This window comes from Mycobacterium sp. E2497 (genome assembly GCF_001668695.1).
In the GTDB taxonomy this organism is placed as follows: Bacteria; Actinomycetota; Actinomycetes; order Mycobacteriales; family Mycobacteriaceae; genus Mycobacterium.
Genome location: NZ_LZKD01000286.1, coordinates 1 through 22,670, shown reverse-complemented (window position 1 = coordinate 22,670; position 22,670 = coordinate 1). Strand labels below are relative to the sequence as shown.

Sequence of the window (22,670 nt, the reverse complement as noted above, 5' to 3'; positions counted from 1 at the left end):
TCGACTCACAGAGCATGGTGGTGTCGCAGAATCTGCCCGGCGCGCTCGCCGATGATGACACAGGGAGCCATCGTGTTCCCGGTGGTGACCCGAGGCATGATGGAGGCATCGGCAATCCGAAGGCCTTCGACGCCATACACTTTCAAGGAGCCATCGACCACTGACATGCTGTCCCGGCCCATCTTGGCCGTGCATGTCTGGTGGTGGTAAGTCGTGGCCTCGTTGCGGATAAAGCGCACGAGGTCCGCTTTGTTCAGGCTCCCCGGCATGACTTCGCGCTTGCTGAATCTACGAAGAGGCCCCGAATTGCCCAGTTCGCGACACAGTTCAAGACACGCGAGTGCGGCATCCAGGTCGTCGGGGTGCGACAGGAGATTGGCGTGGATTCGCACCGGGTCGTCCGGGTTCGGCCCGGTCAGACGAATCTGTCCGCGGCTTTTCGGGCGCACCACTGCGCCATACATGCTCCAGCCTGACTCCGGTAAGCCGAATCTCTCGGCGTTCTTCTCGCTCGAGAACGGAAACTCGAGTTGATAAGCCTGGAGGTCCGGAGTCCGTAAACCCGAGTCGCTTCGGGCGAAGACGGTCATTTCACCACCGCTGTTGCGCCAGGGTAGCGGGTCCCGGTACTCCCAGACGCATGAGAAGCCCGGGTGGTCCTGGAGGTTTCGGCCGACGCCTGGCAAATGCTGTACGACCCGAATACCGTGCGTTTGCAGTTCATTCTGGTCGCCGATTCCGGATTGCATGAGAACCTTGGGCGTGTGAATCGCTCCGAGCGAGAGAACCACCTCGGATTTCGCTTCGATCCGGTGCAACTTGCCGTCGAGTAGGAACTCGACGCCGGTGGCGCGCCCGCCGTCGAGCGCCACTTGAGTAACCAACGCGCTCGTCAGAACCGTCACATTCGGCCGGTCCATCACCGGGAACAGGTAGGTGCGAAAGACTGACTGCCGCAACCCGTTCCGGATACGCAGATCAACGATCGACGCGCCGCCTTCTCCTTCCATCAGATCACCGTTCTGACTTGTGAAGGTCGGAATGCCGAGGGAGGTTGCGGCTGCGAGTCCTGCATGCGCGAGCGGGCTGGCCTCTGTTGCGGGTTCGACGTATACCGGCCCACCCGTGCCTCGGCGTTCTGGATCGGGAACACCGTGCCAATCCTCGATCGCCCGATAGATGGACAGCACCGATTGATAGTTCCATTGCGGGTCCTTGGCCTCAGAGGCGAAGTAATTCCAGTCGTTTCTGTGGCCACGTGCCCACACCATGACATTGATGCTCGAACCGCCACCCAAGACCTTGCCCATCGAGTACGGGATGGCCCGCCCGTTCAAGTGGCAATTCGGTTCGGCGGTGAAGTTCCAGTCGCGCTCACTTCCCAGATTCGAAAGCCACATCTCGGGTTGCCTGATTTCTGGCCCGTCGTCGCAGCCACCGGCCTCTAGGACCAGCACGCTGACGTCGGGGTTTTCCGCCAGCCGGCGGGCCACCACGGAGCCGGATGAGCCCGAGCCACACACGATGAAGTCGTATTGCGGCTTCAGCCGGGTGGCAAGTCGCCTCTGATTGCGGTGCACGCGGTCCGCGAATACCGCTGCAAGAAAGCCTCTTTCATCTGACGCTGATGTCATTTCGTTTTCATCTCCTCGCACCGGCAAGACGGCTTATCGATGCTCGTCGAAACCGCTTGATTTGAGCCATGTTTCATGGCTACATCACCGGTGTGAGCGCTGGCTACGTCCGGCGGGGACGGGCGCGCTGCGCGGCTATCGCTCCACGTTTTCCGGCTAGAGCGCGTTAGTCGGCGCGAGCACGAAGAGTCTGGGCCGGCGTCTCGCCGAACTGGGCTCGGTAGGCCGCGGCGAACCGACCGAGGTGGCCGAGCCCCCAACGCTCGGCGATGGCCGCGACGGTGGTTTGCGAGGAATGCGCCGAACGCAGATCAGCATGCGCACGGCGGAGCCTGACCACACGGAGGTAAACCATCGGCGACATCCCGAGGTGCCGCCGGAAGGCTTCCTGCAGTGCCCGCACGCTGACGTTGCATTGCCGCGCCAACGTCGCGGTCGACAACGCCGACTGCGGTGCTCTTTCGATGATGTCCATCGCTTCGCGCACAGCTGCTGGTCTGGCGGGCCGCACCGCGGAGTCCAACTCGTCGCGGTGGGGATGGTTTGCCACCAGGAGGAGACCGTAGACAAGGCTCTCCGCCAGTCGGTCCAGAACGGCCCAGTGCCGCAGCGGGTTGTCCGCGCGCGCCAATTCGCGGTTGATCCAGAAAAGCTGACTCAGCCAGCTCCGGGTGGGGCCGTCAGTGAGCGGCAAGGTCGGGTCGAACGCGACGGCGTCCTCGATCCGGCGGCCCAGGAGAGTCTCAAGCGCAGTGTCGACAACCAGTCGATCAATATTGACCCCCAGATGACGACTGCCGCCGGGCCATCGGGTCACCGCCATGTCGGCATTGGGGCGGTATACCGACGCGGTCATCGGAGATGACACCAGCTCCTGCCCAAGTTGGTGCGACTGGAGCCAACCCTGAATCGGAATGTGTATGTAGTAGCTGTCGCGGCCCTCCGCGAAAGCGAGCGACACGTCGGTGTCGTAGGTGAGGTCGGCCAGCGTGATCGATCCGGCCTGCACGAGTCGTTGGGTGAAGCCGAAACCCTTCGACGGACCGAGCAGGCGAAGTTTGTGGGGATGGAACGCCGATTCACAAAGATGGATCGCGTGCTCCGGTGACCGGGTGCGAAAGGTGGTCGATCCGTCGCCATCGGAAGCTACCCCTGCCATCGTTCCTCTCTCGTTCGACAAACCGCTCCTCTGCAAGTACGGCCGAGCACGGCCGGCAGTTCACTGCGTCGTTGTCAGCCGGCGAACCCGCAATTTGGGCACCGCGGCGCACCACCCGGAAGGCCTGTGAGCGGCACAAGCGCTAACGTCGGGGGCATGGCACGAATCGTCGTGATCGGCGGCCACGGCAAGGTCGCGCTGCAGCTGGCCCGCATCCTGACCGACCGCGGCGACGAGGTGAGTTCAGTCTTCCGCAACCCCGACCACGCCGACGACGTCGCGGCCACCGGTGCCGAGCCCGTGGTGGCGGACATCGAGCGGCTCGACACCGACGCCCTGGCCGGCCTGCTGGCCGGGCACGACGCGGTGGTCTTCTCGGCGGGAGCGGGCGGCGGCAATCCGGCGCGCACCTACGCCGTCGATCGCGACGCCGCGATTCGGGTGATCGATGCCGCCGCGAGGGCGGGCGTCAAGCGATTCGTCATGGTCTCCTACTTCGGCGCGGGGCCGGACCACGGTGTACCGCAGGAGAATTCGTTCTACCACTACGCGCAGGCCAAGGCGGCCGCGGATGCCCGGCTACGGGCCAGCAATCTTCAGTGGACCGTCCTGGGGCCGGGGCGGCTCACGCTCGAACCGGCCACCGGCCGCATCGCGCTGGGGCAGGGCAAGGGGGAGGTGTCGCGGGCCGATGTCGCGCTGGTGGTGGCCGCCGCGCTCGCGGACGACTCGACCGTCGGCCGAACGATCGACTTCAACAACGGCGAGACGCCGATCGCCGAAGCGCTCGCAAGCCAGCCCGGGCCACCGGGGTAAACTCCGCTACGCAGCTGGTCTGCCGTCGCCGCGAGGCGACGGCATCGAGCGGAGCACGTTAGTAACGCTTCGCGAGAGGGAACCCGGTGTGAGTCCGGGACTGTCCCGCAGCGGTATGCAGGAACGACCGCCGTCACCAAGCACTGGTCTCAGCAAGACTGGGAAGCGACGGCCAGTAGGAACACCGACAGGTGTGCGCCTGCGAGTCCGAAGACCTGCCAGCCGTGCCGGGCGCGCCGCGTCCGGCGGCTCACCGCCTCGTGGAATGGGCGTTCGGCTGAAGGCGTTGCGGTGTGCGGAAGGTGCACCGCGGCGGATCGGCTGCGCGTCCTCTGGCGGTGACCACCCCGCTGATCGATAGGACCACATCGTGACCGTTCAACCATTCACCGCCACCGTCATCGGCTCTCCGCGCATCGGGCCGAAGCGCGAACTCAAGCGCGCCACCGAGGGCTACTGGGCCGGACGAACCAGCCGGGCCGAACTCGAAAACGTCGCCGCCACCTTGCGCCGCGACATGTGGAAAGGTTTGGCCGATGCCGGCCTGGACTCGGTTCCGGTGAACACTTTTTCCTACTACGACCAGATGCTGGACACGGCCGTGATGCTGGGGGCGCTGCCCGCCCGTGCCGCACGGGTGTCCGACGATCTGGACCGGTACTTCGCCGCCGCGCGCGGCAACTCCGACGTCGCGCCCCTGGAGATGACCAAGTGGTTCGACACCAATTACCACTACCTGGTGCCCGAGATCGAGCCCGCGACCACCTTTTCGCTGAACCCGGACAAGGTGCTGTCCGAGCTGAAAGAGGCGCTCAGTCAAGGGATTCCGGCCCGTCCGGTGGTGATCGGACCGATCACGTTCCTGCTGTTGAGCAAGGGCGTCAAAGGCTCGGCCGCCCCCATCGAGCGGCTCGAGGAGCTGGTGGGAATCTATGCGGAACTGTTGTCCCTGCTCGCCGACAACGGCGCGCGGTGGGTGCAGTTCGACGAGCCGGCGCTGGTCACCGACATCTCCCCCGATGCTCCCGCGCTGGCCGAGGCCACGTACAACGCGCTGGGCAACGTCGCGAACCGGCCCGCAATCTTTGTCGCGACCTACTTCGGTGACCCCGGCGCCGCCCTGGCCGGGCTGGCCCGCACCCCGGTCGAGGCGATCGGCGTCGACCTGGTTTACGGCACCGGCACGGGGGTGGCGGGCATACCCGAATTGTCCGGCAAGACCCTGGTGGCCGGTGTCGTCGACGGACGCAACATCTGGCGCACCGATCTGGAGGCGGCACTCGGCAAGCTGTCCCACTTGCTGGGTTCGGCTGCCGCGGTGGCGGTTTCGACCTCATGCTCGACGATGCACGTCCCCTACTCGCTGGAGCCCGAAACCGGACTCGACGACGCGTTGCGCAGCTGGCTGGCCTTCGGGCAGGAGAAGGTCGCCGAGGTGGTGACGCTCGCGCGCGCACTGCGCAGCGACCTCGGAGGACGCGACGCCGTCGCCGACGAGATCGCGGCGTCCACTGCCGCGGTGGCCTCGCGTCGGAGCGATCCGCGGCTGCACAACGATCGGGTACGCGCCCGCATCGACGCGATCGTCGCGTCGGGCACCCACCGGGGTGCGGCGGCAGCGCGCCGCGCCAGCCAGGATGAGCGGCTACATCTGCCGCCGCTGCCCACGACCACCATCGGCTCCTACCCACAGACCGCCGTGATCCGCAAGGCGCGCGCCGCGCTGCGGGCCGGCGAGATCGACCAGGCGGAGTACGAGGAACGGATGCGCAAGGAGATCGCCGACGTCGTCAAGCTGCAGGAGGAGCTCGGGCTCGACGTGCTCGTGCACGGTGAGCCGGAGCGCAACGACATGGTGCAGTACTTCGCCGAACAGCTGGAGGGCTTCTTCGCGACGCAGAACGGCTGGGTGCAGTCGTACGGCAGCCGCTGCGTGCGCCCACCGATCCTGTACGGCGACGTCATCCGCACCCACCCGATGACCGTCGAGTGGATCACCTACGCCCAGTCGCTGACCGACAAACCGGTGAAGGGCATGCTGACCGGCCCGGTCACGATCCTGGCGTGGTCGTTCGTCCGCGACGACCAGCCGCTGGCCGACACCGCCAACCAGGTGGCGCTGGCCATCCGTGACGAGACGGTGGACCTGCAATCCGCCGGCATCGCGGTGATCCAGGTCGACGAGCCGGCGCTGCGGGAGCTGCTGCCGCTGCGCCGCGCCCAGCAGGAGGAGTATTTGCGTTGGGCCGTAGGGTCTTTCCGGTTGGCCACCTCCGGGGTCGCGGACTCCACGCAGATCCACACCCACCTGTGCTATTCCGAGTTCGGTGAGGTGATCGGGGCCATCGCCGACCTGGACGCCGACGTGACGTCCATCGAGGCGGCACGCTCGCACATGGAGGTGCTGGACGACCTGAACGCGGCCGGCTTCTCCAACAGCGTCGGCCCGGGCGTCTACGACATCCACTCGCCGCGGGTGCCGAGCACGCAGGAGATGGCGGAGTCGTTGCGCGCGGCCCTGCGCGCAGTGCCGGCGCAACGGCTGTGGGTCAATCCCGACTGCGGGCTGAAGACCCGCAACCCCGACGAGGTGACGGCGTCGCTGAAGAACATGGTTGCCGCGGCGCAGGAGGTCCGGGCCGGGGCCTAGGGTCCTCACCCCATCTGGTCCGCGAGCGTAACGCCACTGCGATATCCGGCTCGATTTTTCGCAGTGGCGTTACGCTCGGCGCAACCCCTATTCCGAAAGCACCTGCACGGGAACGTCGTCGGCCCACGGCTGCCGCGTCACCATGTCCGCGACCCGGACGATGCCGCGCTCGAACTCACCAGTCGCCGCGTCAACCAGCCGGTAGGCCTGGGTCTGCTTGTGGATGGGCTGGGCGTCGAGCAGGACCACTCGCACCTCGCCCGGCTCGAAGTGGCAGCGTTCCTGCAGCGCGGCGATCAACTGCTCGTTGTGCATGTGGCCGTCCCCGAAATTCCAGCCGATGGCGGTGCTGCAGATGCGCTCGCCGTCGATGAGGATGTAGTCGTCCTCGTTCTGGCCCGCCATCGCGCGGTGCGCCAGGGTGAACAACGCGCGGCCGTGAGTGTTGAACCCGCGGAACGCATATCCCATGTAGAGCGGGATCTGGGCGGCCTCCGGGCTGCCGTAGAACCGCTCCAGCTGGGCCTGCGGCATGCTCGCGATCGCCACGATGCCCCGGGTGATCTTGTCGTTGCCCGACGGCTTGATGCACCACAGCGTGGTGTCCCAGTTCCCGGCGTAATACCGCATTCCCGGCAGGAACGAGATCTTGCGCGGGAACAGGTTGCCCAGCACCACGATTCCCGCGATGACGACGAACAGTATCGCCACCGCCACGGGGTGTCTCAGGTCGCGCAGGCCTAGGCGGGCGTGCGCGACGAACAGCGCGAGCACGCCGTAGATCATGAAGACGTTCCACTCCAGCGGCACGCCCATCGGGATCGAGAGCAGGATTCCCAGGTGGAAGCAGACCATCACGATGGCGGCCACCGTGATGGGCCAGCCGCTGTGGCAGAAGAACAACGGCAGCGGCACCAGCATCTCGATGGCGGTGCTCAGGTGCGCCAGCCATCGCGACAGCCGCCCGGGCCGCAGATCGTCGGGAAATTTCTCGAAGAACTGCCGCTTCAGCCATCGGGGCCGCACCAACGGGTTGTTGGACATCATCGTGGAGATCACGAACGGGAAGTGCTTGTTGAGCTTCGACGTCGCGGCGCCCATCCAGATGACCAGGAACACCACCTTGGACGCGACGATCATGTCGACGCCCCCGAACAGGAAGGTCACCGCCATGGTCGCGTAGACCTCACCGCGGGCGGCCAGGAAAATGACTTTGTCGCGCAGCCCCAGCACGCCCAGCAGCAGCAGGATCAGCACGATCTTCCAGGTCGGCAGCAGCCCGACCGTCGTGCCCAGCTCGGGTATCGGCCCAGTGCCGTCGGCGAACAGCGCGCTCAGCGTCACCAGCAGGAACAGCGCGTACAACGCGACATCGATCGGCTTGCGCTTGGTTCCCCTGGTCAGCGGGACCCGGTCGGGCCACGGTGGCAGGCGGATGGTGCCGAACCGCATCCAGTACAGGATCGAGCCCATGGGCGGGAAGAACCGGTTGTTCAGCGGCCCGAACCCGCAGCCCAGACCGATCACCTCGAACAGCATCGTGTAGAGCACGACCTTCTCGAAGGCGATGGGCTCCGACCACCACGAGGCGACGTTGGTGAAGCCGCCGAACCCTCTGGTCGCCGAGGCGAACAACCAGGCGCCGAGGATGTAGAGCAGGATCTTGAGGACGTAGAACAGGTGCAGCGCGACCGGCGTGCCGAAGCCCACCTCGGCCCAGTGCTTGGCCATCGGCCGGATCTTTTCGCTTCGGGTGCCCGTGTTCCACTCGGCCATGTCGAGCTGCGGCAGCTCGGGCTTGAGAAATCCCATGGTGGTCAGATTAGAACGCGCTCTGGGCGGGCGGGACCCAAGCCGCGCAATGAACCTTTGCCTGCTACTCGGGCGCCGGATAGCGTGGAGGCGGGTCGGCATGGCATGAGGAGACGCCACCATGAGCAGACTTCGAATCCTCGGCTCGGCGGCGGTGCTGGCCGGCGTCGCCGCCGTCTCACCGGTCGCCCGGGCCGACGCGCCCGCGCCGGGCGACGCGTGCACGGTGCTGCACGCGACCGCCCAGGACGCCAACAACAGGACGATGTGGTGCAACCCCACGATGACCGGCGCCCACGAACTGGTGTGGCAATACGGCGGGCCGGGCTATGCAGCCCAGGGCTTCAGTGTGCGCTGAGGGCGAGAAATCCGCACAATTCCCGCCTTGGTTGCACACTCAAAGCCGTGAGTGCACAACCGATTTCACTCACCGAGGATTCCCGGGCCGATCACCGGCGCCCGTTCGAGCGCCCGCGGATCGACCCGCACGTTGAGCGCGTCCAGGTCGCCGGCTCGGAGATCGGCCAGCGCATCAACGGTGGAGAGAAACCGTTGCCGCTCAGCCGGTTCCACCACGTCGCCGGCGAGCTCGGTGAACTTCTGCACGTACTGCGGGCGCCGGAACGGCCGCGCGCCCAACGGGTGGGCGTCCGCCACGGCCAGCTCGTCGACGATCACTTCACCGCTCTTCAGGGTGACCTCGGCGCGCGCCCCGAACGCCCTCGCGGCCGGGTCCGCCGCGTGATAGCGGCGGGTCCACTCCGGGTCCTCGACGGTGGAGACCTTGCGCCACAGTCGGATGGTGTCGGGCCGGTGGGCCCGCTCCGCAGCGTAGGAGCGTTCGTGGTGCCAGCTGCCGTCCTGTAGCGCGACGGCGAAGATGTACGGCAGCGAGTGGTCGAGCGTTTCCCGTGACGCGTCGGGGTCGAACTTCTGCGGATCCCCCGATCCCGTTCCGATCACGACGTGGGTGTGGTGGCTGGTGTGCAGCACTATCGTGGCCACCTCGTCGAGGTCACCGACGCGTGCACGCAGCCGCCGCGCCAGGTCGATCGGCGCCTGGCTCTGATACTCCGCCGAGTGCTCCTTGGTGTAGCTGTCCAGGATGGCGCGCTTGGGCTCGCCGGGAGCGGGCAGCGGCACACGGTATTCGCGCTCGGGTCCGCCCAGCAGCCAGGCGATCACCCCGTCCTCCCCTTCCCAGATGGGCGCCGGCGATCCCTCACCGCGCATCGCGCGGTCCACGGCCTCGATGGCGACCTTGCCCGCGTGCGCGGGGGCGAACGCCTTCCAGCTGGAGATCAGGCCCTTGCGGGATTGGCGGGTGCTGGTGGTGAGGTGCAGCGCCTGCCCGACCGCCTGATAGATCGTCTCGGTGTCCAGCCGCAGCATGGTTCCGATTCCGGCGGCCACGGACGGGCCCAGATGTGCGACGTGGTCAATCTTGTGCTCATGCAGGCAGATTCCGCGCGACAGGTCGATCTGGATTTCGTAGGCGGTGGCCAGGCCGCGGATCAGGTCGGCGCCTCCCAGCCGCAGCTGCTGGGCGACCGCGACCAGCGGGGGGATGTTGTCGCCGGGGTGGGAGTACTCGGCGGCCAAAAACGTGTCGTGGAAGTCGAGTTCGCGCACCGCGACGCCGTTGGCCCAGGCGGCCCACTCGGCCGAGTAGGCTCCGTCGACGCCGAAAACCCTGGCCCCCCGGGACGCGGGATGGGCCAGCGCCTGCTGCCGCGCCACGGTGACCGGCCGGCGCAGCACGGCGGCCGCACTGACCGCCGCGTTGTCGATGATCCGATTCGCCACCATCTCCGCGGTCTCGGGCTCGACGGCGACCGGGTCGACGGCGACGGCGGCGATCTTCGCCGCCAGGTGTTGGGCGCGCGGGAAGTCGTCGGAGCTGCGCCGCGTCCGCACCGTATGCATCAACACAAACCCGAACCTTATGGGTGGCGAGAACGCGTCTGGAAATCTCCGTTAACCCACCGACACCCGCGCCGGGCAAGGTGTAGTTTGCTGCTGAGGCGGTGCCTAGGTTGAGGAGCCAGCCATGTCAGAGGTCGATTATTGCGTGGTCGGAGCGGGATTCGCGGGATTGACGGCCGCCCTGCGGTTGAAACAGTCGGGCCATTCGGTGGCCTTGCTGGAGGCGCGTGAGAGGGTCGGCGGCCGCACCTTCACCGAGTACCTGCCCGACGGCACATGGATCGATCGCGGCGGCGCGTGGATAGGGCCGGGACAGGACCGCATCTACGCGCTGATGGACGAGTTCGGGGTGTCCGAGTACAAACAGCACCACGACGGCGACGCCATGATGATCGTCGACGGCAAGAAGCACCGCTACGGGGGCACCATTCCGTGGACGATGAGCCCGTGGGCGGTCGCCAACCTCGGTGTGGGCCTGATGTCGATCGAAAACATGGCCAAATCCCTTCCGCGCGAGGCACCTTGGGACGCCAAGCAGGCCGACGAGTGGGATCGCATCAGTGTGGGGGAATGGATCGAGCAGAACACGATGTCCAAGGCGGCCCGCGAGATGCTGGACATGGCGCTGGCCGGCACCTACACCTCGGCGGGATCGGAGACGTCGCTGCTGTGGTGCCTCGCGCAGATGGGCTCCGGCGGCGGCCCCACCTTCGTCATCTCCGGCAAAGGCGGCGCCCAGGACGCCCGCCCGGTCGGCGGCATGGGCGCCATCTACGGTCGCATCGGGGCCGAACTGGGCGACTCTCTGCACCTTTCGCAGCCGGTGCGGCAGATTGCGCAGGACGCCGACGGCGTCACGGTCAGCGCGGCCGACCTGACGGTGCGCACACGGCGGGTCATCGTGGCCATTCCGCTGGCGATCGCCTCCTCGATCGTCTACGAGCCGATGCTGCCGGTGGATCGGACGATGCTGCACCAGCGCATGCCCAGCGGCGCGGTCATCAAGACGTCGATCGTCTACGACGAGCCGTTCTGGCGCGCCGACGGGCTGTCGGGTCAGTCGGCCGCACCAGGATCACCGGCCACCCTGACCATCGACGCCTGCACCGACACCGGCGACCCCGGCGTCATGTGCGTCATCACCGAAGGGCCCGCGGCGCGTCGGTTGACGAAGCTCAACGAAGCCGAGCGTAAGGCGACGCTCGTCGGCGAGTTGGTCGACCGGTTCGGCGAGAAGGCCCGAACGCCGCGGGAGTACCACGAACAGAACTGGACGACCGAGCGCTATTCCGGCGGCGGGATGATCGGCCACGCCCCCACCGGCGTGCTGACCGAATTCGGCTACACCCTGCGCGAGCCGTGTGGTCGCGTCCACTGGGCCGGGACGGAGAGCTCGGCCGTCATGTGCGGGTGGATCGACGGCGCGATCCGCTCCGGCGAGCGCGCCGCGATGGAAGTCCGCGAAGCCGAGACCGCCGCGGTCACCTAGCCGGGCCAAATCTCTTGCGCCAAGCGGTCAGCCGCTGACCATAAGTTTGGAGGTAATGTCGCACTGGCCGGCAGACCGGCAGCACCGCCGTGAAGGAGACGCCGTGGGCCTGTTCAGGAAGAACACTCACCCCGCGCAAGCTGCCGGTGAGGCCAAGGTCTACTACTCCACCCCTTTTGGCAACACAAAGGACGGCAACCAAAAGCTGTTTCTCCTCGGACGCGGCGAAATGCAGTTCTTTCCGGTCTTCCGCAGCAAGGAGTCGCTCATCGCCTTCTACGAAAAAATGAATCGCGCGGCCTACATGATTCTCGAGGGTGACGTACAGCGAGTCCTCGAAACTACTCGCTCGATCGAGCTGATGAAGGACGTGGGCATTGTCATCGAGCCTTTCGGCGCAAATCCTGTTGAGATCATGCCCAACTCATGACGGGCGTCGGCTGAAGAACGGACGAAAGGAAACCGGGTGCGCGCCAGGGCAATCGATGTAGTGGGCGTCGTAGCTGCCACAGCGTCCGCAGCATTGACGCTTCTGCCATGGGTCGATGTGAGCCCGTTGGGCTTGCCCGTTCGCTGGGACGGTCTGGGCATCTACATCGGCGAGTATGGCGAACACTATGGCGGTCTGTTCAGCGGCCTGATCAACGGAACGCCGGGCTGGGTCCTGCTGATCGCCTCGATCGCCGCCGGCGGCGCGCTGCTTGGCGCGAGCGGGGTGCGGGTGCTCGGACTCGTCGCGTGCGGATGCGCGGTCGTCGCATTCGGCAGCGCTGTCTTGTGTTTGGTGTATCCCGCGGTACTGGCCGGCGATGCCAAGCAAGAACTGGGCATATCGCTGGTCCCGGACCGAGAAGTGCTGAACACCTCGGCGTTGGTCGCCGAAGCCGTGTCCACTGGCGTGCTGGTGGTGTGCGCCGTGCTCAGCGTCGCCCGGAGACGACCCGTAGCTAACCGGCCTGCTTAGCGGGCGGCCGGTAGAAGATCACCAGCTGGCCGATCGCGCCGGCGAGGCCGAGCACGACCGAGATCAGCAGGCCGTGCCAGCCGTCCATCCAGTTGTGGCCGAAGACCACGTAATCCAGGCTGAGCTTGCCGGCGCCCAGGGTGGCGACGGCGACGGCGCTGACCGCCAGGACCAGGTTGTACTCCCAGCCTTCCTTGACGATGAAGAAGCCGTTGGCCCGGTGCACGGTCCAGGCCGCGACCAGCATCAACGACACGAATCCCGCCGCGGGGATCGGTGTGAGCAGGCCGGCGGCCAAGCCCAGCCCTGCGGCCATCTCGGTGGTGGCGGCCACGGTGGCGTGAAACTTGCCGGGCTTCATGCCGATGCTTTCGAACCAGCGCGCGGTGCCGGGGATGCGGCCGCCGCCGAAGAATTTGTTGTAACCATGCGCGGCCAACGTCACGCCCAACACCAGCCGCAGAATCAGTAGCCCGACGTCGTAGGGAGTCATACCTGCAAACCTAGATCATGGGGCGGAGGGCATAACAGGAGCGGCGCGCAGCTAACTGCGCAGATTCGTGTGGGAACATTGCGGGCGTTCCGACGTTGGCCGATCAGCAGCAGATCACAAGGGGGTGCACCACGGCGCGTATCGCACGAGGCAGCGGCGCCCCCCACGGCGCGTCTGGGGCCGCTTCTGACGCGCAATCCGTGGTGTTACTCGACGGCACAGCAAGTCACCCCCGGGAGTTGCTGGGCAACAAGGGCCACGGCATCGAGATGATGCGCCGGCACGGTCTGCCGGTGCCACCCGCATTCTGCATCACCACCGAGGTGGGCCTGCGCTATTTGGCCGATCCGCGGGCGGCAATGGACTCAATCTGGGACGACGTGCTCGACCGGATGAGCTGGCTGGAGGCACAAACCTCACGCACGTTCGGCCGGGGCCCACGCCCCTTGCTGGTCAGCGTGCGGTCGGGGGCCACCCAATCGATGCCGGGCATGATGGACACGATCCTGGACCTCGGCATGAACGACGACGTCGAGCGCGCGCTGACCGCCGCCGGTGCCGCCGCCTTCGCCCACGACACCCGCCGGCGGTTCGAAAGCATGTACCGGCGCATCGTCGGCCTGAACGAACACCAAGACGAACACCAAGCGGCGCCCGCCGATCCCTACGCGCAGCTACGCGCCGGCATCGAGGCGGTGTTCGCCTCGTGGAACTCGCCCCGCGCGGTCGCCTACCGCGCCCACTCCGGCGCCGACGACCGCAGCGGCACCGCGGTCGTCGTCCAAGCGATGGTGTTCGGCAACAGCGGCCCCAACTCCGGTGCGGGAGTTCTTATTTCGCGCAGCCCCATCACCGGTGACAACGCGCCCTTCGGCGAATGGCTGCCCGGCGGGCAGGGCGATGACGTGGTCTCGGGTTCGGTGGACGTCGAGCCGATCACCGCCCTGCGCGACGAGCAGCCGGCCGTGTACGACGAATTGATGGACGCCGCGCGCAGGTTGGAGCGACTCGGCTCCGACGTCCAAGAGATCGAGTTCACCGTCGAGCAGGGCAAGCTGTGGCTGCTGCAGACACGGGACGCGGAGCGCTCGGCGCAGGCCGCGGTCCGACTGGCGCTGCAGCTACGCCACGAGGGACTCATCGACGACGCCGAGACGCTGCGCCGGGTGACCCCCACCCACGTGCGGACGCTGCTGCAGCCCGCCCTGCAGCCCGAAATGCGTTTCGCCGCACGGCTCTTGGCCAAGGGGTTACCGGCCTGCCCGGGGGTCGCGTCGGGCAAGGCATACACCGACGTCGACGAGGCACTCGATGCCGCGGAACGCGGCGAGCCGGTGATCCTGGTCCGCGACCACACCAGGCCGGAGGACGTGTCGGGGATGCTGGCCGCGCAGGGCATCGTCACCGAGGTCGGCGGCGCCGCCAGCCACGCCGCGGTGGTCAGTCGCGAACTCGGACGGGTGGCCGTGGTGGGTTGCGGCCAGGGTGTCGCCGCGTCGCTGGTCGGCAGGCTGATCACCGTCGACGGCGCCGAAGGCGAAGTGCGCGAGGGCATTCTGAGCCTGTCCGCATGGTCGGAAAGCGACACACCCGAACTGCGGGAGCTGGCCGACATCGCGCGGCGACTCAGCCCGCTGCGCGCCCACACCTCCGGTGACCACCCGCGGCTGGGCGACACCACGCCGGCCGCCGTCGCGATGGCCATGAACGACGGGCACACCGACGTCGTCTCCGCCACCCCGCTGATCGTCATGCTGACCGCGCTGCGCCTGGCGAGCGGGACCACCTCATGACCGAATTGGCCGTGCTGCAGGCGGTTCGGCTGAAAGGCCGGGTGCGCCCCGCCGACCTGGCCGCGACATTGGACGCCGAGCTCGCCCAAGTGACGGCGGTCGTCGAACGGCTCACCGCGGCGGGCCTGCTCGCCGACGGCGCGACGGTGCGGATCACCCCTAGCGGGCGGGACAGGCTCGCATCGCTGCTCGACGAGGAACGCCGGCACGCGGACCACTCCGCGCTCGCAGCCGCCTACGCCGACTTTCGCCCGGTCAACGCCGATTTCAAGGCGGTGGTCACGGATTGGCAGCTCAAGGGCGGCCCGGGTGGTAGCCCCAACGCGCACGACGACGCGGAATACGACGCGGCAGTGCTGGCCCGGCTCGACGATGTGCACGCGCGGGTGCTGCCGATCATCGATGCGGCCGCGGCCCAGCTGCCGCGGCTGGCCGCCTACTCGGCGAAACTGGCTGCGGCGCTGGGGAAAGCGCACGCCGGCGAGACGGCCTGGCTGACCCGGCCGCTCATCGACTCCTACCACACGGTGTGGTTCGAACTGCACGAGGAGCTGATCTCCGCCGTGGGCCTGACGCGGGAGGAAGCGGCCAGATCCGGCGACGCGCAATAGCTACAGCGCCGCGTCCAGGAGCCGCAGGTAGGCGTCGACGTCGGTAACGGCCGACTCCGCCGCGTGCACGCTGATCGCGATGGTGTCGCCGATGCCGTGCACGCCGTGCGTCAGCCCCATTACCGGCGACAGCGCCGGGTAGCCGGCCGTCAGGACCACCCGGGCGCCCCCGAAGGCCAGGTCGGCCGGTCCGCGGTGAACGCTGGACACCACCGTGTTGCCGGACACCTGCGACGGACGGATGTCGGCGTCGAACTGTGCTATGCCCCAACGCAATAGTGGTGCGGGCACGGCCGCGAAAGCCCGGTCGGCGTAACGCGTCGCCGGATGAGCGAAGCGACGCCGGCCATTGGCCAGCTCCGCGGCGATCCGCTCGGCGCGGGCATCCGATCCCAGCTTCGGGTACAGCCCGACGACGACGTTGCCGAAGTGGTTGTGTGCATGCGGTACACCGGGTTTGGCCATGGGGACCTCGGCGCCCAGCGTATCGGCGACATCGCCCAGCAGGTTGGACAGCGCGGTGGACACCGCGCTCAGCACGCCCACGGTGACCGTGGGGCCGCGCAGCTGATCGCGACGTCGCACCAGCGTGCGCACCGAGCGGGCCGCCCCGGGACGCGTGTTCGTCGGCAGCAGGGGTCGAGGACCGGGCCCGGGGGCCAGGAGCCCGGCACGGGTGTCGCGCTGGAGCTCGCGGTGGGCTCGGGCCGCCTGGGCCGCTCGCCACGGCAAGAATCCGCTCCGCAGCCGTCGGACCGCGGGCACGGGAGCGGGCCGACCGAACAGCCAGGCCGCCAACGCCGACGCCCGCGCCCCGTCGGCCAGCGCGTGCGCGACCTGCATGACCGTCACGCTGCCCGGGCCGGTCACGCCGGGGATGCCCAGCACCGGGGTGAAGACGTGCACCCGCCAGGGTGTGCGGTGCACGTTGAGCTGGTCGTCGGCGAGCGCGACGACCGCCGCCAGGCAGCCGGCCCAGGTCTGGTCGTCGAGGTCGTGGCGGACCACCCGCTCCGGTGTAACGGTCGCCGGCACCCACTTCGGGTAGGTCAGCGGGTTTCCGTCGCGCACCCGCGTCGTCAGCGCCGGGCAGGCGCGCGCCCGGCCGCAGAGGTGCTCGACGGCGGCAAGGTAGTCCGCGGGTTCGCCGTCGAAGGCGTACAGCAAGAACTCGTCGCTGGGGATCTTGGCCGACATCCAATAGAACTGCGCATCGACGGCGGCCATCCGCTGCGCGGGCATTCAGCCGGGCGAGCCGATGAACCCGAGCACCAGGTCGGCGACCTTGTCGGGCTGTTCGAGCTGCAGGAAGTGTCCCGCGTGTTCGACGATGGCCACCTCGCTGCCCGGCGGCAACACCTTCTCCGCCCAGCGGGCGAAAGCCGGTGTCATGCAGCCGTCGTCGCGGCCATGCAGGTACAGGCACGGCCACACGGGCTCTTGGGTCCACAGCTCGTTCAGCTCGGCATACTGCGCGGGCGGCCGGGTGTTGCGGATCGTGGCGCGGTAGGGGCCCAGCGCCGCCCGCCAGCTCTCCGGCGTCCCGATCGCGGCGTCGACGTGGCGCAGGTCCTCGTCGGCGCGGTACCCCGGCGACCACCGCCGCCACAGCAGCGGCAGCACCCAGGACGCGGAATGCTCTGGCAGCCAGGGCAATTGGAAGTACATGATGTACCAGCTGCGCAGCAGTTGACGCGCCAGGTGCGCGGCCAGTCGACCCCGCTCGGCGGCGCCGGCCTTGCGACGGAAGGACGCCGAGGGCGGCACCGACATGATCACCGCCTTGGTGAACGGACTGTCGGGCATGGCGGCCAGACCGGTGGTGGCGATCGCCCCCCAGTCGTGGCCGATCACCACGTCACGGTCGGTGCCGCCCGCCGCCGAGCGCGCCCGCAGTGCGTCGTCCATCATCGCGCCGACGTGGTAGCTGCCGTCGGAGGGAATGGACGACGGCGCGTACCCGCGCATGAAGGGCGCCACCACCCGCCAGCCCGCCCCGACGAGCGGCGGGGCGATCTTGCGAAATCCGTAGGGGGTGTCCGGGAAGCCGTGCAGGCACAAGGCGATGGGGGCATCGCGTGGCCCCCAGGTGAGTGCCTTCAGGTTCCCAGCCGGGCTGGGCACGTCGATCCAGCCTGGTTCACCCATATTGACTCCCTGCTCGGCGCGTCCGCAGGGACCAACCTAACGCGTGCGGGTCGAATACGCACCGACCACATGCCACAAGCGGTCAAATTGCCAATGCGGCAGGGGGTTTCGCTATACCTGGGCGGCGGCTCGGTCCAGGTCGTCGATGACGATCTTTCGCATGCCATACATCGCCTGAGTGGCCGCCGCGGCGCGGGCCCGATCGGGATCTCCGATCAACTCGTAGAGCCGGTCCGGGATGATCTGCCAGCTCAGGCCGAAGCGGTCTTTGCACCAGCCGCACTGCGACTCCTCGCCGCCATCGGTCAACCGGTCCCAGTAGTAGTCGACCTCGTCCTGATCCTTGCAGTGGATGGTGAAGGACACCGCCTCGTCGAACCGGAAGTGCGGGCCGCCGTTGATGCCGATGAAGCGGGTGCCGTCGAGAACGAAACTGCCGGACAGGACGGTGCCCGGTTCGCCGGGACCGGCCTCCGTGGTCAGGTTGAAGCCCTCTATGTGCGAGTTGGGGAAGATCGAGGTGTAGAACCTCGCCGCCTCCTCCAAGTCGTGGTCGAACCACAACGACGGGGTGATCGATGGCATTGGCCGCGGCCTCCTTGTTTCACTCGTGGTGTTGTCACCGGATAGACCCCGGCGGAGCCGGAAACTCACCGCGCCGTCGACCCGGCGAAAGGTGCATATACGCGCTATGTAACGTCAGGTCGCATGAGCACCGTCACCAGCAGCCCCGAGACGGTCGAGTTTTCCGGCGCAGGCGGGATCACCCTGGTCGCCGACGAATGGAATCGCGGGACCGACGGCGCGGGCCGGCCCAGCGTCCTGATGCTGCACGGCGGCGGGCAGAACCGCCATTCCTGGAAGAACACCGGCCAAACCCTCGCCGACGAGGGCCTGCACGTCGTGGCGCTCGACAGCCGCGGGCACGGCGACAGCGACCGCGCGCCCAACGCCGACTACGACGTCGAGACCCTCACGGCCGACGTCCTGCGGGTGATCGAGGCGATCGGGCGGCCGGTGATGATCATCGGCGCGAGCATGGGCGGACTGACCGGCATCCTCGCCGCCCACCGGGCGGGGCCGGCGGTGGTGACCCGACTGGTCCTCGTCGACGTGGTGCCCCGATTCGAGAAGGGCGGCAGCGCCCGCATCCGCGATTTCATGATCAGCGGCCTCGACGGGTTCGACTCGCTGGAGGAGGCCGCCGACGCGGTGGCCGCTTATCTTCCGTACCGGGACAAGCCGCGCAGCCCCGAGGGGCTGAAGAAGAACCTGCGCCTGCGCGACGGCCGCTGGTACTGGCACTGGGACCCGGCGTTCATGACCAAGCCCGGGGACGATCCCGAACTGCGCACGGAGAAGTTCGAACAGGCCGCCAAGAACCTGTCGATTCCCGTGCTGTTGATCCGCGGAAAGCTCTCCGACGTCGTCAGCCCCGAAGGAGTTCGGCACTTCCTGGCCAGCGTTCCGCGCGCGGAGTTCGTGGAGCTGCCCAAAGCCGGGCACACCGCGGCCGGCGACGACAACGACGCGTTCAGCGACGCCGTGGTCAAGTTCGTCAAACGCCACTGAATCAGCCGCCACAGTCAGTGGCGGTACCGGTCTAGTTCGCCGGCTTCTCGGCGTGCCCGCCGAACTGCTTGCGCATCGCCGACAGCGCCTTGTTGGCGAAGTCGTCGAGTGAACGCGACGCGAAACGGGACTGCAGCGCGGTCGTCAGCACCGGCGACGGGACGCCCTCGTCGATCGCCGCGATGGCGGTCCAGCGACCCTCCCCCGAGTCCGACACCCGTCCGGAGAACTCCTTGAGGTCGGGCGAGTCGTGCAGCGCGATCGCGGTCAGGTCGAGCAGCCAGGAACCGATGACGCTGCCGCGCCGCCACACCTCGGCGACCTCGGGGATGTCGAAGTCGTATTGGTAGAACTCCGGATTCGAAAGCGGCGCCGTTTCGGCGTCACCCTGCTGCACGTGCTTGCCGATGTCGGCGTTGCGCAGGATGTTGAGCCCCTCGGCGAGCGAGGCCATCATGCCGTACTCGATGCCGTTGTGCACCATCTTGACGAAGTGCCCGGCGCCGGACGGACCGCAGTGCAGATAGCCCTGCTCCGACCGGGCGACCTCGCCGTCGCGCCCCGGTGTGCGGGGCGCGGCGTCCACGCCCGGTGCGACGGTGGCGAAGATCGGCTCCGCGTGCAGGAAGGCCTCGTCGTCACCGCCGATCATCAGGCAGTAGCCGCGTTCCCGGCCCCACACGCCGCCGCTGGTGCCACAGTCGAGTAGGTGAATGCCCTTGTCGGAAAGGGTTTTTGCGTGGCGGATGTCGTCGCGGTAGTACGAGTTGCCGCCATCGATGACGATGTCGCCGGACTCCAGCGTGTTGGCCAGCTCCTCGATGACCCCGGTCGTGATGGTCCCGGCCGGCACCATCACCCAGACGACCCGGGGAGCGGTCAGCTTTTCGGCGAGCTCTTTCACCGACGACACGCCGGTGGTCCGCTCCTCCCCCGCCATCGCCTTGACCGCGTCGGGGTTGTGGTCGTAGACCACGCATTCGTGTCCGTCCTTGGCGACGCGGCGGACGATGTTGGCACCCATCCGGCCAAGGCCGATCATCCCGAGCTGCATCTCTTCCTTTTCTCCTTACTGTGACGACGTCTGCTTGGGCAGCCACGGCTCCTGCCAGCTGCGGTGACCGTGCAGCAGCGACTGCGCGGCGTCGGGTCCCCAGGAGCCCGGATCGTAGTGATGGATCCGGCCCGGCTTGTCCAGCACGGGCTGCACGATCCGCCACGTCTCTTCGATGGCGTCTTCCCGGGCGAACAGCTGGCGGTCCCCGGTGAGCGCGGCGTACAGCAGCCGCTCGTAGGGCCGCACGGCCTCGCCGAGATCCTCGGCGAACGAGGAGTCCAGGTGGACGTCGTGCCACGCGTCGCCGACTTGGGCGGACAGCTGCAGCCGCATCCCGGGATCGGGGTCGATGCGGAGCACGATCTGATTGGGTTCGGGCGGCCGACGGTTGGGCAGGAACGAAAACCCGGGAACGTGGTGGAGGAACATGCGGACCTCGGTGACCTTCTCCGGCAGTGCCTTGCCGGCGCGCAGGAAGATCGGCACGCCGGCCCAGCGCCAGTTGTCGATCTCGGTCCGCAGCGCGATGTAGGTCTCGGTCTGGGAATCCTTGGCCACCCCGTCGACGTCGGTGTAGCCGCGGTACTGACCTCGCACGCAGCGCTCGGGATCCAGCGCAGGCATCGCCCGGAACACCTCGGCCTTCTTGTCGTTCAGGTCATCCGCGCTGGGCCCGACGGGGGGCTCCATCGCGACCAGCGCGAGCACCTGCAGCAGATGGTTCTGCACGACGTCACGCAGCGCGCCGACCGCGTCGTAGAACTTGCCGCGGTCCTCGATGCCGAAGTCCTCGGCCATGGTGATGTGGATTTCGGAAACGCTGTCGCGGTCCCACAGCTTGGCCAGGCCGTTGTTGGCGAACCGCAGGTACTGCAGTTCTTCGACGGGTTGCTTGCCCAGGAAATGGTCGACCCGCAGGATCTGGTCCTCGTCGAGTACCGCGCGCAGCCGGGTGTTGAGGTCGCGCGCCGAGGCCAGGTCGTGGCCGAAGGGCTTCTCCACGGCGACGCGCGCGCACTCCAACAGGTCGGCCTTGGCGAGGTTTTCCACGATCGGCGCGAACAACGACGGCGGCATCTCCAGGTAGTACAGCGGCCGGGAGTCCTCGCCGATCTCCTTGGCGAGCCGCCCGTAGAGCTCTTCGTCGGTGACGTCGCCGTGCAGATACGACAGCCGGTCGGCGAGCCGGTCGAACACGGCATCGTCGAACTCCTCGCCCGAGGCCTTGACGGCCTCGCGGGCCCGGTCGACCAGCTTCTCGAGGGGGATGTCGTCACTGGCCACGCCGATGATCGGGACGTCGAGCAGCTTGCGCGCCTCGAGGCGGTACAGGGCGCGGTAGGTCATCTTGCGGGCCAGATCGCCGGTAATACCGAAGATCACCAGCAGATTCGAAGAACTATCACCGTCGGCCAAGACGCGCACCTCCCTTGAGATTCGCTACCCGCGGCGGCCCGAGCTCAACCCTAGACATTGCATTTGGGCCCGACAACCTGAAGCCAATGCGGCCTTGGCAGGATGCTTGCGTGGGTGATGCGCTGCATGTCACGGCCTACGTGCTGGCCGGCGTCGCCGCGGTCGAAGCCGTCGCACTCGCCGTGCTGGCGCGGCTGCTGGTGCGCAGCCGCCAGGAGATCGAGGAGTTGCGGCACCAGACCGACACCCGCAATCAGCTGCTGTCGGGTGGGCGCGAGGCCGTCAAAAGGGTGTGGAACACCGCAAACCTGCTGCGCAAAGAAGGCTTCGGCGCCGTCGTGCGCAGTTCGATCGAAGAGCTCGCCGACTGGGCGGAAGTGGAGCGTCCGGACCTGGCGCGGGTCACGCCCGACGGCCGGGTGGTGATCCTGTTCTCCGACATCGAGGAATCCACCGCCCTCAACGAACGCATCGGCGACCGCGCCTGGGTCAAGCTCATTGCGGCACATGACAAGCTCGTGTCGGACCTCGTACAGCGGCGCTCCGGGCACGTGGTGAAGAGCCAGGGCGACGGCTTCATGATCGCCTTCGCCCGCGCCGACCAGGCGGTGCGGTGCGGCATCGACTTGCAGCGCGCGCTACGCAAGGACGCAAAACGCAAGAGGCACGAGGAGATTCGGGTGCGGATCGGCATCCACATGGGTCGCTCGGTGCGCCGCGGCGACGATCTGTTCGGCCGCAACGTCGCGATGGCGGCGCGGGTGGCGGCGCAGGCAACCGGTGGCGAGATCCTGGTGAGCCAACCGGTGCGAGACGCCCTGTCCGACTGCGACGACATCCACTTCGACGACGGGCGCGACGTCGCACTCAAGGGTTTTTCGGGTGATTACCGGTTGTTCGCCGTCGAGGCCCCGGCCGATCCGGATCGGGACTGAAAGCCCTCGGCGTCGTACTCGGCCAGCCGCTGATGCAGGCGGGACCGGACCTCGTCCGCGGTGTAGGCGCGCCGTTTCCGTTCGTCGCGAACCACCAGCGCGCCTCCGGCGACGACGCCGGCGACGCCGGCCAGCCCGAGCCACTTCCACACACTGCGCATGACCCCAGAGTATTCGCGCTGTGATTAACTTGTG

Annotated in this window: 21 protein-coding genes and 1 riboswitch; of the genes, 10 read left to right on the top strand and 11 right to left on the bottom strand. The window is 67.7% G+C overall.

Features of this window, described 5'->3' with window-relative positions; all coding sequences use genetic code 11:
- Nucleotides 1-5: 5 nt before the first annotated feature.
- Nucleotides 6-1,634 (bottom strand): GMC family oxidoreductase, encoded by a 1,629-nt coding sequence (locus A5713_RS26270; RefSeq protein WP_082973166.1) that lies wholly within the window; start codon nt 1,632-1,634, stop codon nt 6-8.
- 166 nt (nt 1,635-1,800) lie between these two features.
- Nucleotides 1,801-2,793 (bottom strand): AraC family transcriptional regulator, encoded by a 993-nt coding sequence (locus A5713_RS26265; protein WP_068099158.1) that lies wholly within the window; start codon nt 2,791-2,793, stop codon nt 1,801-1,803.
- Between the two features lie 156 nt (nt 2,794-2,949).
- Between A5713_RS26265 and A5713_RS26260 the strand changes: the two genes are divergently transcribed.
- Together A5713_RS26260 and metE are read left to right on the top strand one after the other, a co-directional pair.
- Complete coding sequence (locus A5713_RS26260) at nt 2,950-3,609, top strand: SDR family oxidoreductase (RefSeq protein WP_068099157.1); 660 nt, start codon at nt 2,950-2,952, stop codon at nt 3,607-3,609.
- 42 nt (nt 3,610-3,651) lie between these two features.
- A riboswitch (cobalamin riboswitch) is annotated at nt 3,652-3,847 on the top strand.
- Between the two features lie 132 nt (nt 3,848-3,979).
- Nucleotides 3,980-6,259 carry a 5-methyltetrahydropteroyltriglutamate--homocysteine S-methyltransferase gene (gene metE, locus A5713_RS26255; RefSeq protein WP_068099156.1) on the top strand — a complete coding sequence of 760 codons (2,280 nt, stop codon included), beginning with the start codon at nt 3,980-3,982 and terminating at the stop codon, nt 6,257-6,259.
- Nucleotides 6,260-6,346: 87 nt separating this feature from the next.
- On the opposite strand, the gene A5713_RS26250 is transcribed toward metE, so the two are convergent.
- Nucleotides 6,347-8,071, bottom strand: coding sequence for a DUF3556 domain-containing protein (locus A5713_RS26250; RefSeq protein ID WP_067924636.1), 1,725 nt, complete (start codon nt 8,069-8,071; stop codon nt 6,347-6,349).
- A 121-nt stretch (nt 8,072-8,192) separates the two neighbouring features.
- On the opposite strand from A5713_RS26250, the gene A5713_RS26245 reads away from it, so the two are divergent.
- On the top strand, nt 8,193-8,429 hold the full coding sequence (locus tag A5713_RS26245) for a hypothetical protein (protein WP_068099155.1): 237 nt from the start codon (nt 8,193-8,195) through the stop codon (nt 8,427-8,429).
- A gap of 65 nt (nt 8,430-8,494) precedes the next feature.
- On the opposite strand, the gene prpD is transcribed toward A5713_RS26245, so the two are convergent.
- Entirely contained in the window at nt 8,495-10,003 is a 1,509-nt protein-coding gene (prpD, locus tag A5713_RS26240) for a 2-methylcitrate dehydratase PrpD (protein WP_068099154.1), read from the bottom strand.
- Between the two features lie 118 nt (nt 10,004-10,121).
- On the opposite strand from prpD, the gene A5713_RS26235 reads away from it, so the two are divergent.
- The 3 genes from A5713_RS26235 (at nt 10,122) to A5713_RS26225 (ending at nt 12,450) form a co-directional block, all read left to right on the top strand.
- Nucleotides 10,122-11,486 carry an FAD-dependent oxidoreductase gene (locus A5713_RS26235; RefSeq protein WP_068099153.1) on the top strand — a complete coding sequence of 455 codons (1,365 nt, stop codon included), beginning with the start codon at nt 10,122-10,124 and terminating at the stop codon, nt 11,484-11,486.
- Nucleotides 11,487-11,589: 103 nt separating this feature from the next.
- Nucleotides 11,590-11,916, top strand: coding sequence for a hypothetical protein (locus A5713_RS26230; protein ID WP_067924694.1), 327 nt, complete (start codon nt 11,590-11,592; stop codon nt 11,914-11,916).
- A gap of 93 nt (nt 11,917-12,009) precedes the next feature.
- Nucleotides 12,010-12,450 carry a hypothetical protein gene (locus tag A5713_RS26225; RefSeq protein ID WP_231980705.1) on the top strand — a complete coding sequence of 147 codons (441 nt, stop codon included), beginning with the start codon at nt 12,010-12,012 and terminating at the stop codon, nt 12,448-12,450.
- Here A5713_RS26225 and A5713_RS26220 read toward each other — a convergent pair.
- A complete protein-coding gene (locus tag A5713_RS26220; protein WP_067924626.1) occupies nt 12,434-12,943 on the bottom strand; it encodes a DoxX family protein in 510 nt (169 codons plus the stop codon). The genes A5713_RS26225 and A5713_RS26220 overlap by 17 nt on opposite strands.
- A gap of 140 nt (nt 12,944-13,083) precedes the next feature.
- Here A5713_RS26220 and A5713_RS26215 point away from each other — a divergent pair, with 140 nt between their 5' ends.
- Nucleotides 13,084-14,736 (top strand): pyruvate, phosphate dikinase, encoded by a 1,653-nt coding sequence (locus A5713_RS26215; RefSeq protein WP_231980707.1) that lies wholly within the window; start codon nt 13,084-13,086, stop codon nt 14,734-14,736.
- The gene (locus A5713_RS26210) at nt 14,733-15,347 is read left to right on the top strand and encodes a winged helix DNA-binding protein (protein WP_068099150.1); all 615 of its coding nucleotides are present in this window, start codon (nt 14,733-14,735) and stop codon (nt 15,345-15,347) included. Before A5713_RS26215 ends, A5713_RS26210 begins: the two co-directional genes overlap by 4 nt.
- Here A5713_RS26210 and A5713_RS26205 read toward each other — a convergent pair whose 3' ends face one another.
- From A5713_RS26205 to A5713_RS26195, 3 genes are all read right to left on the bottom strand, one after another.
- On the bottom strand, nt 15,348-16,589 hold the full coding sequence (locus A5713_RS26205; protein ID WP_068099149.1) for a WS/DGAT domain-containing protein: 1,242 nt from the start codon (nt 16,587-16,589) through the stop codon (nt 15,348-15,350).
- Nucleotides 16,590-17,495, bottom strand: coding sequence for an alpha/beta fold hydrolase (locus tag A5713_RS26200; protein WP_068099148.1), 906 nt, complete (start codon nt 17,493-17,495; stop codon nt 16,590-16,592).
- Nucleotides 17,496-17,606: 111 nt separating this feature from the next.
- Nucleotides 17,607-18,080: a VOC family protein gene (locus A5713_RS26195; RefSeq protein ID WP_067924616.1), complete on the bottom strand. Its 474-nt coding sequence runs from the start codon at nt 18,078-18,080 to the stop codon at nt 17,607-17,609.
- A 123-nt stretch (nt 18,081-18,203) separates the two neighbouring features.
- On the opposite strand from A5713_RS26195, the gene A5713_RS26190 reads away from it, so the two are divergent.
- Nucleotides 18,204-19,067, top strand: a complete 864-nt coding sequence (locus A5713_RS26190) for an alpha/beta fold hydrolase (protein ID WP_067924613.1) — start codon at nt 18,204-18,206, stop codon at nt 19,065-19,067.
- A 31-nt stretch (nt 19,068-19,098) separates the two neighbouring features.
- Here the strand turns inward: A5713_RS26190 and gnd are convergent, their stop codons facing one another.
- Both gnd and A5713_RS26180 read right to left on the bottom strand, forming a co-directional pair.
- Complete coding sequence (gene gnd / locus A5713_RS26185) at nt 19,099-20,121, bottom strand: phosphogluconate dehydrogenase (NAD(+)-dependent, decarboxylating) (RefSeq protein WP_067924610.1); 1,023 nt, start codon at nt 20,119-20,121, stop codon at nt 19,099-19,101.
- 15 nt (nt 20,122-20,136) lie between these two features.
- On the bottom strand, nt 20,137-21,540 hold the full coding sequence (locus A5713_RS26180) for a glucose-6-phosphate dehydrogenase (RefSeq protein ID WP_068099171.1): 1,404 nt from the start codon (nt 21,538-21,540) through the stop codon (nt 20,137-20,139).
- Nucleotides 21,541-21,650: 110 nt separating this feature from the next.
- Here A5713_RS26180 and A5713_RS26175 point away from each other — a divergent pair, with 110 nt between their 5' ends.
- The gene (locus tag A5713_RS26175; RefSeq protein WP_369804535.1) at nt 21,651-22,475 is read left to right on the top strand and encodes an adenylate/guanylate cyclase domain-containing protein; all 825 of its coding nucleotides are present in this window, start codon (nt 21,651-21,653) and stop codon (nt 22,473-22,475) included.
- Here the strand turns inward: A5713_RS26175 and A5713_RS26170 are convergent.
- Nucleotides 22,427-22,636, bottom strand: coding sequence for a hypothetical protein (locus tag A5713_RS26170; protein ID WP_067924603.1), 210 nt, complete (start codon nt 22,634-22,636; stop codon nt 22,427-22,429). The genes A5713_RS26175 and A5713_RS26170 overlap by 49 nt on opposite strands.
- Nucleotides 22,637-22,670: the final 34 nt, after the last annotated feature.